At 59.1% G+C, this 16,565-nt stretch carries 14 protein-coding genes; 9 read left to right on the forward strand and 5 right to left on the reverse strand.

All coding sequences use genetic code 11. From position 1 onward, the window contains the following. The first annotated feature begins 8 nt into the window (after nucleotides 1-8). Entirely contained in the window at nucleotides 9-1,232 is a 1,224-nt protein-coding gene (locus tag AC1M2H_RS05545; protein ID WP_480151849.1) for an acyl-CoA dehydrogenase family protein, read from the forward strand. Between the two features lie 37 nt (nucleotides 1,233-1,269). Here AC1M2H_RS05545 and AC1M2H_RS05550 read toward each other — a convergent pair whose 3' ends face one another. The 5 genes from AC1M2H_RS05550 to queF form a co-directional block, all read right to left on the reverse strand. Next, entirely contained in the window at nucleotides 1,270-2,208 is a 939-nt protein-coding gene (locus tag AC1M2H_RS05550) for a sulfonate ABC transporter substrate-binding protein (protein WP_480150616.1), read from the reverse strand. 155 nt (nucleotides 2,209-2,363) lie between these two features. Continuing rightward, nucleotides 2,364-3,731: an L-serine ammonia-lyase gene (locus tag AC1M2H_RS05555; protein ID WP_480150617.1), complete on the reverse strand. Its 1,368-nt coding sequence runs from the start codon at nucleotides 3,729-3,731 to the stop codon at nucleotides 2,364-2,366. A gap of 57 nt (nucleotides 3,732-3,788) precedes the next feature. Beyond that, nucleotides 3,789-5,078 (reverse strand): HAAAP family serine/threonine permease, encoded by a 1,290-nt coding sequence (locus tag AC1M2H_RS05560; RefSeq protein ID WP_480150618.1) that lies wholly within the window; start codon nucleotides 5,076-5,078, stop codon nucleotides 3,789-3,791. Between the two features lie 580 nt (nucleotides 5,079-5,658). Beyond that, nucleotides 5,659-7,026 (reverse strand): nucleotide 5'-monophosphate nucleosidase PpnN, encoded by a 1,368-nt coding sequence (gene ppnN / locus AC1M2H_RS05565; RefSeq protein ID WP_480150619.1) that lies wholly within the window; start codon nucleotides 7,024-7,026, stop codon nucleotides 5,659-5,661. Nucleotides 7,027-7,140: 114 nt separating this feature from the next. Further along, nucleotides 7,141-7,986 (reverse strand): NADPH-dependent 7-cyano-7-deazaguanine reductase QueF, encoded by an 846-nt coding sequence (queF, locus tag AC1M2H_RS05570; protein ID WP_480150620.1) that lies wholly within the window; start codon nucleotides 7,984-7,986, stop codon nucleotides 7,141-7,143. Nucleotides 7,987-8,054: 68 nt separating this feature from the next. On the opposite strand from queF, the gene syd reads away from it, so the two are divergent. The 8 genes from syd (at nucleotide 8,055) to AC1M2H_RS05610 (ending at nucleotide 16,536) form a co-directional block, all read left to right on the forward strand. After that, entirely contained in the window at nucleotides 8,055-8,600 is a 546-nt protein-coding gene (gene syd, locus AC1M2H_RS05575) for a SecY-interacting protein (RefSeq protein WP_480150621.1), read from the forward strand. A 632-nt stretch (nucleotides 8,601-9,232) separates the two neighbouring features. Next, complete coding sequence (locus tag AC1M2H_RS05580) at nucleotides 9,233-9,562, forward strand: YqcC family protein (protein ID WP_480150622.1); 330 nt, start codon at nucleotides 9,233-9,235, stop codon at nucleotides 9,560-9,562. Beyond that, entirely contained in the window at nucleotides 9,562-10,356 is a 795-nt protein-coding gene (gene truC / locus AC1M2H_RS05585; protein WP_480150623.1) for a tRNA pseudouridine(65) synthase TruC, read from the forward strand. The genes AC1M2H_RS05580 and truC overlap by 1 nt, the downstream gene beginning before the upstream one ends. 2 nt (nucleotides 10,357-10,358) lie before the next feature. Continuing rightward, complete coding sequence (locus tag AC1M2H_RS05590) at nucleotides 10,359-10,802, forward strand: flavodoxin (RefSeq protein ID WP_480150624.1); 444 nt, start codon at nucleotides 10,359-10,361, stop codon at nucleotides 10,800-10,802. A gap of 469 nt (nucleotides 10,803-11,271) precedes the next feature. After that, nucleotides 11,272-12,624, forward strand: coding sequence for an MFS transporter (locus tag AC1M2H_RS05595; RefSeq protein ID WP_480150625.1), 1,353 nt, complete (start codon nucleotides 11,272-11,274; stop codon nucleotides 12,622-12,624). Between the two features lie 2 nt (nucleotides 12,625-12,626). Continuing rightward, the gene (locus AC1M2H_RS05600; RefSeq protein ID WP_480150626.1) at nucleotides 12,627-13,967 is read left to right on the forward strand and encodes an enolase C-terminal domain-like protein; all 1,341 of its coding nucleotides are present in this window, start codon (nucleotides 12,627-12,629) and stop codon (nucleotides 13,965-13,967) included. Between the two features lie 18 nt (nucleotides 13,968-13,985). After that, nucleotides 13,986-15,326, forward strand: a complete 1,341-nt coding sequence (gene gudD, locus AC1M2H_RS05605) for a glucarate dehydratase (RefSeq protein WP_480150627.1) — start codon at nucleotides 13,986-13,988, stop codon at nucleotides 15,324-15,326. 70 nt (nucleotides 15,327-15,396) lie between these two features. Beyond that, the gene (locus tag AC1M2H_RS05610; RefSeq protein WP_480150628.1) at nucleotides 15,397-16,536 is read left to right on the forward strand and encodes a glycerate kinase; all 1,140 of its coding nucleotides are present in this window, start codon (nucleotides 15,397-15,399) and stop codon (nucleotides 16,534-16,536) included. Nucleotides 16,537-16,565: the final 29 nt, after the last annotated feature.

The following is a 16,565-nucleotide window of genomic DNA, read 5'->3' on the forward strand; positions in this document are numbered from 1 at the left end:
AACAGATGATGACATTACTCTCTACCGGTACCGATTACGAACAGCTGGCGGCGGCCTTTCGGCCGATTTTCTCGCGCATTGCGCAAGGGGCGGCCAGCCGCGAGCAGCAGCGTATTCTGCCCGAGGAGCCGATTCGCTGGCTGAAGGAGGCGGGATTTGGCACGGTACGCATTCCGCGGGAAAAGGGCGGCTGGGGCGCGTCGCTGCCGCAGCTGATCGCCCTGCTGATTGAGCTGGCCGAGGCCGATTCAAACCTGCCGCAGGCGCTGCGCGCCCATTTTGCCTTTGTTGAGGACCGTCTGAATCAGCCGGATTCCGCGCAGCGCGATCGCTGGTTCCAGCGTTTTCGCGACGGGGAGCTGGTGGGCAGCGGCTGGACCGAAATCGGGGCGGTGAAGCTGGGGGAGGTGACTACTCAGGTGACGCCGGACGAGCGCGGCTGGCGGCTCAGCGGCGAGAAGTTTTACAGCACCGGGACGCTGTACGCCGACTGGATTGACGTTTTCGCCCGCCGCAGCGACAACGGCGGCGACGTGATAGCGCTGGTCAGTACCGGGCAAAGCGGGGTGGAGCGCGAGGACGACTGGGACGGCTTTGGTCAGCGTCTGACCGGCAGCGGCACCACCCGTTTCCGGCAGGCGCAGGTTGAGCAGGAGCACGTCTACGATTTTGCCGAGCGCTTTCGTTACCAGACCGCCTTCTATCAGCATATCTTACTGGCGACGCTGGCGGGTATCGACCTGGCGGTAGAACGCGATGCCGCCGAAGGGGTGAAAAAACGCTCCCGTATGTACAGCCACGGCAATGCCGCCGTGCCGCGCGATGATCCTCAGGTGCTGCAGGTGGTCGGGCAAATCAGCAGCTGGGCATGGGCGACCCGCGCGGCGGTGCTGCAGGCGGCGGAGTCTTTACAGCAGGCCTATGTCGTTCACGCCAGCGGCGACGAGGCGCTAATTGCGCAGCGCAATCGTCTGGCGGAAGTCGAAGCGGCGCAGGCGCAGGTGATTGCCAGCGACTGGATACCGCGGGCGGCGACCGAGCTGTTTAACGCCCTTGGCGCCTCGGACACCCGGGTCGGCAAAGCGCTCGATCGCCACTGGCGCAATGCGCGCACGGTGGCCTCGCATAATCCGGTTATCTATAAAGCGCGCAATATCGGCAACTGGCTGGTCAACGGCGAAGCGCCGACCTTTATCTGGCAGATAGGCAACGGCGAGAAAACGCAGGGGTAAGGAAGGCGGCGACGGGGAAAACCGTCGCCGTTAATCACTATTTATCCTGCGACCAGGTGGCGCTGCGCACGTCCACTTTGACCGGCAGCAGGCCGACGCGGGTGAAGGTATCCGCCAGCGCCTGCTGTTCGTTATAGACCGCAGGCGTCATGCGCTCGGCGCCGTAGGGCAGGCGGGCGAGCGCTTTCAGCCAGATAGCCTTATCCAGCCCGGTGGAGGTCGCCAAAATCCCGGCGGCGTCGTCCTGATGGGCGTTAGCCCAGCCGCTGAGCTGGCGTAACTCATCCACCACCTGTTTTGCCGTATCCGGGTGGTTTTCGGCAAATTTGCGGCTGGCGAGATAGAAGGTGTAGTGCGGCACCAGCCCTTCAGCGTTGCGGATCTGCCGCGCCTTCGCATTGGTTTCGACTTCGGCAAGGTACGGGTCCCAGATAACCCAGGCATCAATGGCGCCGCGCTGGAAGGCGGCGCGGGCATCGGCCGGAGGCAGATAGACCGGCGTGATATCTTTATAGCTCAATCCGGCTTTTTCCAGCGCCGCCACCAGCAGGTAGTTGACGTCGGAGCCTTTATTCAGCCCCACGCGCTTGCCTTTCAGGTCGGCCACGCTGCGAATCGTCGAGTTTTCCGGCACCACGATGGCTTCGGTTTTGGGGTTCGCCGGGGAGTGGGCGAGATAGACCAGATCCGCCTGCGCCGCCTGAGCGAAGGCCGGCGGGGCGTCGCCGGTGGCCGCCAGGTCGATGCTGCCGACGTTCAGCCCTTCCAGCATCTGCGGGCCGGCGGGAAACTCGATCCAGCGCACGGCGATCCCCTGTTTTTTGAAGGTCTCATCGAGGGTGCCGCGATATTTCAGCAGGGCGAAAATATTGGCTTTTTGATAGCCGATGTTAACGGTTTCCGGCGCCTGTGCCAGCGCGGAAGCAGAGAGGCCGAGCACCAGCGGCAGTACGGCCAGATGGAACCTTTTGGACATGATTTGTTCTCCTGTAGCGGTTAAGCGTAAGGTAACAAATTGCCCTTATAACCAATAAATAACTAAATTTTAATCTATATAACAAAAGTGTCGGTTGGCGCGGCGGGGAGGGAGGGAGAGTGCCCGGCAGGCGCGGCTACCGGGCAGGAGAGGGCTTAATCGCAGGCGACGATCTTCATCGCCAGGCCGCCGCGCGACGTTTCGCGGTACTTGGCGTTCATATCCTTACCGGTTTCGTACATCGTCTCGATGACCTTATCGAGGCACACGCGCGGTTCGCTGGTGCGGCGCAGCGCCATCCGCGCCGCGTTCACCGCCTTGACGGCGGCGATGGCGTTACGCTCGATGCACGGCACCTGCACCTGGCCAGCCACCGGGTCGCAGGTCAGACCCAGGTTGTGCTCCATACCGATTTCGGCGGCGATGCACACCTGGCCCGGGCTACCGCCCAGCAGCTCGGTTAAGCCGGCCGCCGCCATCGAACAGGCCACTCCGACCTCGCCCTGGCAGCCCACTTCGGCGCCGGAAATCGAGGCGTTCATCTTGTACAGTGAGCCAATCGCGCTGGTCACCAGCAGGTAGCGCGCCAGAGAGTTGGCGTTGACCTGGCGGATAAACTTATCGTAGTAGGCCAGCACCGCCGGCACGATGCCGCAGGCGCCGTTGGTTGGCGCGGTGACCACGCGGCCGCCGGCGGCGTTCTCTTCGTTGACTGCCAGGGCGAACATATTAATCCAGTCAACCACCGCCATCGGATCGCTGTTGGTATTGTCCTGGCTAACCAGCATCCGGCGCAGGGCGGCGGCGCGACGCGGAACCCGCAGTTTGCCCGGCAGTACGCCTTCGGTGGTGATGCCGCGTTCGATACCGCCGCTCATCACTTCCCAGACCGCGGCGAAGTGCTGCTCCAGCTCTTCTTTGCTGTGCAGCGCCAGCTCGTTTTGCATCATCAGGCCGGAAAGCGAGAGCCCGCTTTCGCGGCAGTGTCTTTGCAGGTCGGCCGCATTTTTGTATGGATAAGGAACCACGGGCGGCGCTTCATTGGTCAGACCGAAATGTTCTTCATCGACAATAAACCCGCCGCCGATGGAGTAGTAAGTCTGGGCGTAGAGCACCTTGTCGCCGCCGAGAGCGGTAATGCGCATGCCGTTTTCATGCAGCGACAGGTTGTCGGCATGGAAATTCATGCAGCGGTCAACCGGGAAGTCGACTTCCTGCTGGCCGTTTGCCAGCATCAGGCGCCCGTGGGTGTTGACGTCCTGAATAAACGCAGGGATCGCGTCAATGTCGACGCTATCGGGCATGTTGCCTGCCAGGCCCATAATAATCGCAATGTCGGTGTGGTGGCCTTTACCGGTCAGGGAAAGGGAGCCGTATACGTCGACGATGACGGTGGTGACCCTGGCAAGCAGCCCGCGTGCGATAAGGTCGTCGGTGAACTGTTTGCCCGCTTTCATTGGCCCCACGGTGTGGGAGCTGGAAGGGCCAATGCCGATTTTAAAGATATCGAATACGCTGATCATGATGCACATCCAGAACTGTCGGAAAGCGCGCCGCCGGCGGGCGGCGCGAGGGGGAGATTAGCTGAACAGAGAGTAGAAAATGGCGGAGATAGCAATCAGGCCCATCAGTACCACGAAGACGTTGCTGACGTGGCCGCTGTATTTGCGCATCGCCGGGACTTTCTGAATCGCGTAAATCGGCATCAGGAACAGAATCATCGCGATAATCGGGCCGCCGAGGGTTTCGATCATACCCAGAATGCTGGGGTTCAGCGTCGCCACGATCCAGGTGGTGACCAGCATGAACAGCGCGGTAATCTTGTTCAGCTTATTGATTTCGATGGTTTTACCCTTGCCACGCAGGGATTTAATCACCATGCCGTTAAAGCCTTCACGGGCGCCGAGGTAGTGGCCGAGGAAGGATTTGGTGATGGCAATCATCGCAATGATCGGCGCCATCCAGGCAATCAGCGGGGCGTTAAAGTGGTTCGCCAGGTAAGAGAGAATCGAGATGTTCTGATCTTTCGCCGCCGCCAGGTCCGCCGGGGAGAGGCTCAGTACGCAGCTGAAGACGAAGAACATCACGGTGAGCACCATCATGATGTGCGCGCGAGCGAGGATGCTGGAGCATTTTTTCTCAGCGCCCTGGCCGTACTCTTCACGCTTCGCCACGGCGAAGGAGGAGATGATCGGCGAGTGGTTAAAGGAGAAGACCATCACCGGAATCGCCAGCCACAGGGTCATCCACAGGCCGTTGCCGGTAGAGGTTGCGCTGCTCAGGGAGAGGGTTTCCAGCGCCGCGCCGTTCCATTCAGGGATCAGATACAGCGCCAGAATCATCAGGGCGACCACAAACGGGAACACCAGCACGCTCATCGCTTTAACAATCATCTGCTCGCCGAAGCGCACGATGGTCATCATGCCGACGATCAGGATCAGCGAGAGAATCGCGCGCGGCGGCGGCGTCATCTGCAGCTGGTGCTGCATAAAGCTCTCGACGGTATTGGTAATCGCGACGCTATAAACCAGCAGAATCGGGTAGATAGCAAAGAAGTAGAGCAGGGTAATCAGCTTACCTGCGCCAACGCCAAAGTGTTCTTCTACGACTTCGGTGATGTCTTCGCCCGGATTCTTACCGGAAAGCACAAAACGGGTCATCCCGCGGTGGGCAAAGAAGGTCATCGGGAAAGCCAGAATAGCCATGATGATCAGCGGGATCATACCGCCGACCCCGGCGTTGATCGGCAGGAACAGAACGCCCGCGCCGATGGCCGTGCCGTACAGGCCAAGCATCCACATGGTGTCCGTTTTGCGCCATCCGCTGCGGGTTGCGCCCGAAACGATAGTGCTGGTTTGCGTGGTTTCCATCTGTATCTCCTGGAGGAAGCGATAAAAAATAATAAATAAAATCAATTAAGTAATATTAAATTCGTTTGTTTACGGTTTTTTCGTGATTTTCTCCGTAACAAGTGGGGCGGAAAGATACATTCATATTGGAAATCTATCAGTGATCGCGATCTCAATTGCAATAATCCACTTTCAAGGTGGGTATTTTTAGTCCAACAGTCTGTTTCTGGTGTTCAGCCAGCTATTTGTGTCGCGAAGGCTAACATTTGCAGCATATGAGATAAAAGCACGGCGGCTTAATAACGAGGTTTTTGCTGTAAAAATGGAGTGTTCTCGATGTTTTAGCTATCAGACGTCTCTTTTGTGGTGATATTTATTGCTGTTTTTGGAAAGGCAAACGATTGGCTTTGTAAAAAGCTACAAAACATTCACAGCTGAAATGAATTTCTGACAGGACACGCGGGGAGGTCGGGGTCGGTAGATTATCGTGCTGGGGAGCGGAGAGCGGAGAGCGGGAGGGTTGGAATGCAGGCGTACAGCGTGCGGATTGAATTGCCCGGGCAGGGCGTCAGCCGCCGCCCGGGCAGGGTTACAACAGGGCTCAGGAGCCTATTTCATAGCAAGGAATATAGGCGCTGCCGCCCGGTAGCTTCATGCGGTGCTGGGCGACGAAGCCCTGCAGCAGATCGTCCATCCGGCGCATGATCTCCGCATCACCGTGCAGCTTATAGGGGCCGTATTTTTCAATCGCCTGGATGCCGACCTCTTTGACGTTCCCGGCGACGATACCGGAGAAGGCGCGGCGCAGATCCGCGGCCAGCACTTCTACCGGCTGGTCCGGGTAGAGCTTGAGGTTGGCCATGTTTTCGTGCGTCGGATCGAACGGCATCTGCAGGTCCGGCGAAATACGAATCGACCAGTTAAAGCTGTAGGCGTCGTCGGTTTCCCGGCGGCTCTCTTTCACCAGCGGCATCGCTTTCTTCAGCTGACGCGCCACTTCGCTGGCGTCGTCAATGATAATCTTGTAGTGACGGCGCGCCGATTCGCCCATGGTGTGGACGATAAACTCATCCAGCACGCGGAAATAGTTCGCGCTCTCTTTTGGCCCGGTGAGGATCAGCGGCAGGACCTGCGCCTTGTTGGCCGGGTGCATCAGAATGCCCAGCAGATAGAGCAGCTCTTCCGCCGTCCCCACCCCGCCCGGGAAGATAATGATCCCGTGGGCGATACGCACGAAGGCCTCAAGACGCTTTTCGATATCCGGCATGATGATCAGCTCGTTCACCAGCGGGTTCGGCGGCTCGGCGGCAATAATCGAAGGTTCGGTCATGCCGATAAAGCGGCTGTCTTTGTAGCGCTGCTGGGCATGGCCAACCGCGGCGCCTTTCATCGGCGCTTCCATCGCGCCCGGGCCGCAGCCGGTGCAGATATTCAGCTCGCGCAGGCCGAGCTGGGTCCCGACGCGGCGGGCGTAGAGATATTCGGTCTCATTGATCGAGTGGCCGCCCCAGCAGACGATCATATTCGGTGCTTCGCCGACGTGCAGGGCGCGGGCGTTACGCAGAATCGAGAACACCAGGTTGGTGATATGCACCGAGCTTTCGAGGTCGAGGTTTGGCAGGCGAACGGTATTATGAATCTGCCCGTAAACGAACAGGATGTCGCGCAGCACGGCAAACAGGTTGGCCTGCAGGGAACGGATAATACGCCCGTCAACGAACGCCTCTTCCGGCGGGTTGATCAGTTCCAGCTTTACGCCGCGTTCGCGACGCAGCACGTTAATATCGAAGTTTTCAAAACGAGACAGCAGTTCTTTGCTGTTATCGGTCAGGCTCCCCGAGTTGAGCACGGCAAGCGAACAGTTGCGAAAGAGTTGATACAGGTCGCTGCTGGCGGTGCGTTTAAGCATATCCACTTCCAGCTGTGACAGCATATCCATTGAACCAAGCGGGCTAACATGTGTAATCAAGTGAACTCCTTAACAGGACGATTATCGTCTTCCTGTGATTACAATAGCCTTGCCTGCGGCGTTTCCACAACCTTGCGTACGCGTGAAGGCACGCAAAGTTGTGAAAATTCTTTACTACTGGCGCGCCAGGCGAGCGATAGCCGGAACAAAGTCCGCGTTGCTGCGCCACGGGTTGATATCGAGGCCGCCGCGGCGGGTATAGCGGGCGTAGACGGAGAGCGACTGCGGCCGGCAGAAGCGCAGGAGGTCGTTGAAGATCCGCTCGACGCACTGCTCGTGAAACTCGTTGTGATGACGGAACGAGACCAGGTAGCGCAGCAGCTTTTCGCGATCGATTTTTGGCCCACGATACTGGATTTGCACCGAACCCCAGTCCGGCTGATGGGTGATCAGGCAGTTAGACTTCAGCAGATGGCTCACCAGCGTCTCTTCGACGATTTTGTCGCCGGCGGCGCCCAGCAGGTGGTCGGTGCTGAATTCATAGTTATCAATCGCGATATCCTGATCGTCGATGCAGGTACCGTGCAGATGGGCCACCGGCTGGCCTTCGAGTTCGTCGAGGCGATAGAGCGCAACCGTCACCTCGCCCCGGGCGCAGGCGCTAAGGTCGCGCGTCAGGGTCGCCTGCACCTCCTGCCAGTCGGCAAAGCGGGTCTGGTTAAAGCTGTTTAGATAGAGCTTAAAGCTTTTGGACTCCACCAGGTTCACGCTGGTATCGCTCAGCTCGACGTGGCCCACCGCCACCTGCGGCAGGCCTTTTGCGTTCAGCCAGGAGAGCTCGTACAGCGTCCAGATATCGCCGCCGTGGAAGGGCAGGCTGTCGGCGTGGAGACCCAGCGGATCGCGGTTCAGGCTGCGCGGCACGCCCTGCAGCAGGGATGCGTCGTAGGTATCGCGGTAATCGGTTGATTTACCGAGCGTCAGGCCGGCCAGAGCCTGATGATTCTCATAAGAAGACATGTTTCACCATAGTAAAGCGGGTACACTATTTGCTAAGTGTATCCTGGCTAACGTGAAGAGAGAAACCGGTGGACAATCAGACCGCAGAAGCGCTGCAAGCATTTACCCAACGTTATTGCGACGCCTGGCAGCAGCAGCGCGCAAGCCTGCCGCGCAGCGAGGAGCTTTACGGCATCCCGTCACCCTGCATCAGCGCGACGGACGCTGACGCCGTTTTCTGGCAACCGCAGCCCTTTTCCCTCGCCGCCAATATCAGCGCGGTTGAAAGGGCCCTGGATATTGTGGTACAACCGCCGGCTCATCGTTATTATACCACCCAGTTTGCCGGCGATATGCAGGCGCGCTTTGCCGGTGAGACGATGACCCTGCTGCAAACCTGGAGTCCGGATGACTTCCAGCGCATGCAGGAAAATCTAATTGGTCATCTGGTGGTGCAAAAACGTCTGAAGCTGTCGCCGACGCTATTTATCGCCACGCTGGAGAGCGAGCTGGAGGTTATTTCCGTTTGTAACCTGAGCGGCGAAGTCCTCAAAGAGACGCTCGGCACGCGCAAGCGTACGACTCTTGCTCCCTCCATTGCGAGTTTCCTGAACCAGCTTGAGCCGGTTGTTTAACCCGTCCTGCCTGCCCATTTGTGAGAGATCTCTTACAAGACCTGTAAGAGATCGTCATTATTTAAGTCATTTTTCAACTTTTTAATTTTAAATAAATCATTATAATTCAGTGTGTTATTTATTATCGCGTCTTTATTGGTGGGGAATAATCTTAAGAGATTGTCGTATGAAGGCTTGTAAGACGAGGCGGAATCAGTGATCCTATGTACGTCGACAGGAAGTCGCGAAATGAAGTGAACATCAGGATGATGACGCTTCTGCAGGACCCGCCGGGAAGGCGTAGCAGGGACAGGTTTCAGGATGAAGCACAGGATAACGCAGGATTGCGTAAAGGACACCTCCAGGATGGAGAACGTGAGCCGCTCATGATGAACGGTGGATCAGGAAGATCGGGATAGACTTAAGGACAGGTAATTTCGCATCGGGGTGGTGTGAAAGCAGGATGCACTAGTTTATGGATGAACATGGTCAGGAGACCTCAGGAAAAGTTTTCACGGACGAGCAGGGAGCACCAATGTAGCCGGATTGCTGCGAAACGAACCGGGAGCACTGTTTATACAGTGCTCCCTTTTTTTATTTCTCTTCTGAATTTGCTATTCTGCGCCGGTTTACAACTCATCGAGGTTTCCCCCATGACTCTTCACCTCAGCGTGCGCGAGCGCCTGCACGCTATTGAAGCGCTGCTGCGCGACACGCGGTACTGGCAGGAAAATGCGCCGCAAAGCAGCGCCTTTGCCAGCGACAGCCCGTTCTGCATGGATACCATGGAGCCGCTGGAGTGGCTGCAGTGGGTACTGATCCCTCGTATGCATCAGCTGCTGGACGGCGAACGGCCGCTGCCGCAGAGCTTTGCCGTCGCCCCCTATTATGAGATGGCCCTTGACGCCTCCCACCCGCTGCGCGAGCGCGTGCTGGCCGAGCTGCTGCTGCTCGATACCCTTTTTGCGAGCGACGGCGCCTGATGCTGGAAATTATCTATCAGGACGAGTGGCTGGTGGCGGTCAATAAGCCTTCCGGCTGGCTGGTCCACCGCAGCTGGCTGGATCGCGATGAGAAAGTGGTGGTGATGCAAACGGTGCGCGATCAGATTGGCCAGCACGTCTTTACCGCCCATCGCCTCGACAGGCCGACCTCCGGCGTCCTGCTGATGGGGCTATCGAGCGAGGCGGGAAGGTTACTGTCGCAGCAGTTTGAACAGCACCAGATGCAAAAGCGCTACCACGCTATTGCCCGCGGCTGGCTGACCGCAGAGGCGCTGCTCGATTACCCGCTGGTAGAAGAGCTGGATAAAATCGCCGATAAATTCGCCCGCGAAGATAAAGGCCCGCAGCCGGCGGTGACCCACTATCATGGCCTAGCGACGGTGGAAATGCCGGTCGCCACCGGACGCTACCCGACCACGCGCTACAGCCTGGTTGAGCTGGAGCCTAAAACGGGACGTAAGCACCAGCTACGCCGCCATCTCTCCCACCTGCGCCACCCGATTATCGGCGACAGCAAGCACGGCGATCTGCGGCAGAACCGCAGCGCGGCTGAAAACTTTGCCTGCGACCGCCTGATGCTGCACGCCAGCCAGCTCTCGCTAACCCATCCATTTACCGGCGAGCCGCTGGTCATTCGCGCCGGCCTCGACGAGACGTGGATGCGGGCGCTGTCGCAATTTGGCTGGCGAGGCCTTCTGCCGCTAAATGAAAGGGTTGAGTTTGCTGGCGACAGCGGTCAGGATGAACGGATTGAGGTCAATCCAGGGAGATAAACATGGCAGAAGTCGGGATTTTTGTCGGTACGATGTACGGTAACGCGCTGCTGGTCGCTGAAGAGGCTGAAGCCGTTTTGAGCGGTCTGGGCCATAAAGCGAAGGTATTCGAAGACCCGGCGGTTCAGGACTGGGAGCCCTACAGCGGAAAATACGTGCTGGTCGTGACGTCAACGACCGGACAGGGCGATCTGCCGGATAGCATCGTCCCGCTATATGAAGGCATTAAGGATATGTACCAGCCGCACCTGCGCTACGGCATTATCGCGCTTGGCGACAGCACCTACGCTAACTTCTGCGGCGGCGGCAAAACCTTTGATGCGCTGCTGCAGGAGCAGGGCGCAAAGCGCGTCGGCGACATGCTGCTGATTGACGCCAGCGAAGACCCTGAGCCCGAAGGCGTCTCCAACCCGTGGGTTGAACAGTGGGCGACCCTGCTCGAATAAGCGGATGAAAAGCGACGCTCTCTACCTGGAGGGCGTCCCTTCTGCAGGCCAGCGCCGGACAAACGGTCCAGGAGATCATACCCGCGCCCGCCGGTCAGGGCTTCAGGCATCTGCATAATAGCCGCTTTACAGAGTGGTCTTTTCCGGGCCTTTTCACCGGGTCAAGAGAGATATTTCACACTCCTGCCGTTTACATCGTCGCCTGCCGCGCTAAGCGGCGACTGCTTTTCATTTCCGTGAACTACCCCCCATCTGATTAGGCATAAGCCATAAATCGATTTCAGCGCGTCCCGCAAAGCTGTGTATGTGCACGGTGAGCCGGCCAGGTCCTCTTTTTATACTTTCCCTGCCAGTTTGAAAAAGCAAAATGCCGGATAAAACGAAAACACCAACACGTCATTCTGATTACCCTACAGGTTGTGCTGTTCAGAATGAACGTAGCTAATTGCTATGATTCAGGAGTGCAACAATGAGTACATTAAGTCAGGCGGCGAGCGGCGCGGAAAAACGCACCAACGCCCGCTACTGGATAGTGGTGATGCTGTTTATCGTCACCTCTTTTAACTACGGCGACCGCGCGACGTTATCGATTGCCGGTTCGGAAATGGCCAAAGATATTGGCCTCGACGCGGTGGGCATGGGCTACGTTTTCTCAGCGTTCTCATGGGCCTACGTCATTGGACAGATTCCCGGCGGTTGGCTGCTCGATCGCTTCGGCTCAAAGCGGGTCTATTTTTGGTCGATCTTCATTTGGTCGATGTTTACCCTCCTGCAGGGCTTCGTCGATATCTTTAGCGGTTTCGGCATTATCGTCGCCCTGTTTACCCTACGCTTTCTGGTTGGGCTGGCGGAGTCGCCATCCTTCCCCGGCAACAGCCGCATCGTAGCCGCCTGGTTTCCCGCGCAGGAAAGGGGGACGGCGGTGGCTATTTTCAACTCCGCGCAATACTTCGCGACCGTCATCTTCGCGCCGATCATGGGCTGGTTAACCCATGAGGTCGGCTGGTCTCACGTCTTCTTCTTTATGGGCGGACTGGGGATCGTGATTAGCTTCGTGTGGCTGAAAGTGATCCACGAGCCGAATCAACATCCCGGCGTCAACAAGAAGGAGCTGGAATATATTGCCGAAGGCGGCGCGCTGATCAATATGGATCAGAAGAAAGGCGCGCAGAAAGTGACGTTCAGCGAAAAATGGGGTCAGATCAGGCAGCTGATCGGATCGCGCATGATGGTCGGGATCTACATCGGCCAGTACTGCATCAACGCCTTGACCTACTTCTTTATTACCTGGTTTCCGGTCTACCTGGTGCAGGCGCGCGGCATGTCGATTCTGAAGGCCGGGTTTGTCGCCTCCGTACCCGCCATCTGCGGTTTTGCCGGCGGCGTGCTCGGCGGCATCATCTCCGACTGGCTAATGCGCCGCACCGGCTCGCTGAATATTGCCCGCAAAACTCCCATCGTGCTCGGCATGCTGCTGTCGATGGTGATGGTGTTCTGTAACTACGTTAACGCGGAATGGATGATTATCGGCTTTATGGCGATGGCCTTCTTCGGCAAGGGCATCGGCGCGCTGGGCTGGGCGGTGATGGCGGATACCGCGCCGAAAGAGATCAGCGGCCTCTCCGGCGGCCTGTTCAACATGTTCGGCAACATCTCCGGTATCGTCACGCCTATTGCGATCGGCTATATCGTCGGGGCCACGGGGTCATTCAACGGCGCGCTGGTTTATGTCGGGGTGCATGCGCTGGTAGCGGTGCTGAGCTACCTGGTGCTGGTGGGGGATATTAAACGCATTGAACTGAAACCTGTTGGGGAACGCTAACGATGAATACTCAATCTACTCCGATCGTCACCGACATGAAGGTGATCCCGGTTGCCGGGCATGACAGTATGCTGCTGAATATTGGCGGCGCGCACAACGCCTGGTTTACCCGCAATATTGTGGTACTCACCGACAGCGCGGGCAACACCGGGATCGGCGAGGCCCCCGGCGGCGAGGTGATCTATCAGACGCTGGTGGACGCTATCCCTCAGGTGCTGGGACAGGAGATTGCGCGGCTGAACAAAGTGGTTCAACAGGTGCATAAAGGCAATCAGGCGGCGGATTTCGACACCTTCGGTAAAGGCGCCTGGACCTTTGAGCTGCGGGTTAACGCGGTGGCGGCGCTGGAAGCCGCGCTGCTGGATCTGCTGGGCAAAGCGCTGAATGTCCCGGTCTGCGAACTGCTGGGGCCGGGCAAACAGCGCGACGCGGTCACCGTTCTGGGCTATCTCTTCTATATCGGCGATCGTAATAAAACGGATCTGCCCTATCTGGAGACCACTCCGGGCCAGCATGACTGGTACCACCTGCGGCATCAGGGGGCGCTGAGCGGCGAAGTGGTGGTCCGCCTCGCCGAAGCCGCCCAGGATCGCTACGGCTTTAAAGATTTCAAGCTTAAGGGCGGCGTGCTGCCGGGCGAGCAGGAAATTCACACCGCTCGGGCGCTGAAAAAACGCTTCCCGGATGCGCGTATTACCGTTGACCCGAACGGCGCCTGGCTGCTTGATGAGGCCATTGAGCTGTGCAAAGGCCTGCAGGATGTGCTGACCTACGCCGAAGATCCCTGCGGCGCCGAGCAGGGATTTTCCGGTCGGGAAGTGATGGCGGAATTCCGCCGCGCCACCGGCCTGCCGGTTGCCACCAATATGATTGCCACCAACTGGCGCGAAATGGGGCACGCGGTGATGCTCAATGCGGTGGATATCCCGCTCGCCGATCCGCACTTCTGGACGCTATCCGGCGCGGTGCGTGTCGCGCAGCTGTGCGACGACTGGGGGCTGACCTGGGGCTGCCACTCAAATAACCACTTCGATATTTCTCTGGCCATGTTTACCCACGTCGGCGCGGCGGCGCCGGGCAATCCGACCGCTATCGATACCCACTGGATTTGGCAGGAGGGCGACTGCCGCCTGACCAAAAATCCGCTGCAGATTGAAAACGGCAGGATTGCCGTGCCGGACGCGCCGGGCCTGGGCGTGGAGCTGGACTGGGAGCAGGTGCAAAAGGCGCACGAGGCCTATAAGACGCTGCCCGGAGGGGCGCGGAACGACGCGGGGCCGATGCAGTACCTGATCCCGGGGTGGAAATTTGACCGCAAACGTCCCGTTTTCGGCCGCGATTAATTAGAAAAGGATTAAATCATGACGACGCAATTCTCAACGCCGGTAGTCGCTTCTATGCAGGTTATCCCGGTGGCCGGCCACGATAGCATGCTGATGAATCTCAGCGGCGCGCACGCTCCGTACTTCACCCGCAATATTGTGATTATTAAAGATAACTCGGGGCATACCGGGGTGGGCGAAATTCCTGGCGGAGAGAAGATCCGCCAGACCCTGGAGGAGGCCGCGGCGCTGGTGGTCGGCAAAACTCTCGGCGAATATAAAAACGTGCTCGGCGCCGTTCGCCAGCAGTTTGCCGACCGCGATGCCGGCGGGCGCGGTTTGCAAACCTTCGACCTGCGTACCACTATTCATGTAGTGACCGGGATTGAAGCGGCGCTGCTGGACCTGCTTGGCCAGCACCTCGGCGTGAACGTGGCTTCGCTACTGGGCGACGGGCAGCAGCGCAGCGAAGTGGAAATGCTCGGCTACCTGTTCTTCGTCGGCAACCGCCAGGCCACGCCGCTGGCCTATCAGAGCCAGACCGATGAGAAGTGCGACTGGTACCGGCTGCGCCACGAAGAGGCTATGACTCCGGATGCCGTGGTGCGTCTGGCGGAAGCCGCTTACGAAAAATATGGTTTCAACGATTTTAAACTCAAAGGCGGCGTGCTGGCCGGCGAGGAGGAGGCCGAGTCCATTGTGGCGCTGGCGAAGCGCTTCCCGCAGGCGCGGGTGACGCTTGACCCGAACGGCGCCTGGCTGCTCGACGAGGCCATCGCCATTGGCAAAGCGCTGAAAGGGGTGCTGGCCTATGCGGAAGATCCGTGCGGGGCCGAGCAGGGCTACTCCGGCCGTGAGGTGATGGCGGAATTCCGCCGCGCCACCGGTCTGCCAACGGCGACCAATATGATTGCCACCGACTGGCGGCAGATGGGTCATACCCTGTCCCTGCAGTCGGTGGACATTCCGCTGGCCGACCCGCACTTCTGGACCATGCAGGGATCGGTTCGCGTGGCCCAGATGTGCCATGAGTTTGGCCTGACCTGGGGCTCGCATTCGAACAACCATTTTGATATCTCGCTGGCGATGTTCACCCACGTCGCGGCGGCGGCGCCGGGTAAGGTCACCGCCATTGATACCCACTGGATCTGGCAGGAAGGGAACCAGCGTTTGACCCGACAACCTTTTGAGATCAAAGGTGGTATGGTGCAGGTACCGTCGACGCCTGGCCTTGGCGTAGAGCTCGATATGGACCGCGTTATGCAGGCTAATGAACTGTATAAAAAGCACGGTCTGGGCGCTCGCGACGATGCGATGGCGATGCAGTATCTGATCCCCGAGTGGACGTTTAACAACAAGCGCCCGTGCATGGTGCGCTGAGAAATAGCCGGTCCCTGCGGGGGCCGGTAGCGTTTTGATAGCGGGTGTTGGTTCATATTAAGGACAGCTTATGAAAATAGTCATTGCACCGGATTCATACAAGGAGAGCCTGAGTGCGCTGGGCGTAGCGACCGCAATAGAGCAGGGGTTCAGGGAGGTTTATCCCGATGCAGAGTACCTCAAGCTACCGGTCGCCGACGGCGGTGAGGGGACCGTTGAAGCGATGGTCGCCGCCACTCAGGGGCGTCTGGTGCGGGCTGTCGTTACCGGCCCTCTCGGCGAGCCGGTGGACGCTTTTTACGGCGTTTCCGGCGACGAACGCTGCGCCTATATCGAAATGGCGGCGGCCAGCGGCCTGGAGAGCGTTCCGTCGGCGCGCCGTAATCCGCTGCTCACCACCAGCTGGGGAACCGGCGAGCTGATCCGCCACGCGCTGGATAGCGGCGTGAAGCAGATTATTATCGGTATCGGCGGCAGCGCCACGAACGACGGCGGCGCCGGGATGGTGCAGGCGCTGGGCGGCAAGCTGCTGACGGAAGATAACCGGCAGATCGCGGCCGGCGGCGCGGCGCTGGAGCAGCTGGCGAAGATTGACCTCCGCGAGCTGGATCAGCGGCTGGCGGATTGCCGCATCGAGGTGGCCTGCGACGTCACCAACCCGCTAACCGGCCCGGAAGGGGCAACGGCGGTATTTGGCCCGCAGAAAGGGGCGACGCCGGCGATGATCGATCGCCTCGACCGCGCGCTGGCGCATTTCGCGCAAATTATCCATCGCGACCTCGACATTGATGTCCTCAATCTTGAGGGCGGCGGAGCGGCGGGCGGAATGGGCGCCGCGCTCTACGCGTTTTGCGGAGCGAGGCTGCGCCCGGGGATTGAGATTGTGACCGACGCCCTGCGTCTCGCGGAGCGGGTGGCGGACGCTGACCTGGTGATCACCGGCGAAGGGCGCATCGACAGCCAGACTATCCACGGCAAGGTGCCGGTTGGGGTGGCTAAGGTGGCGAAAAGCTACGATATCCCGGTGATTGGCATTGCCGGCAGCCTGAGCGCGGACGTGGGCGTTGTGCATCAGCACGGGCTGGATGCGGTCTTCAGCGTACTCAATTCCGTCTGCACCCTGGAAGAGGCGCTGGAAAATGCCGCCGATAATGTGCGCATGACGGCGCGCAACGTGGCGGCGATACTGAAAATGGGGCAAAAGCTGTAGCTGCGCTCCGCGGGGCCGGGCCGCTGCCC

Source organism: Klebsiella sp. F11 (genome assembly GCF_056712265.1).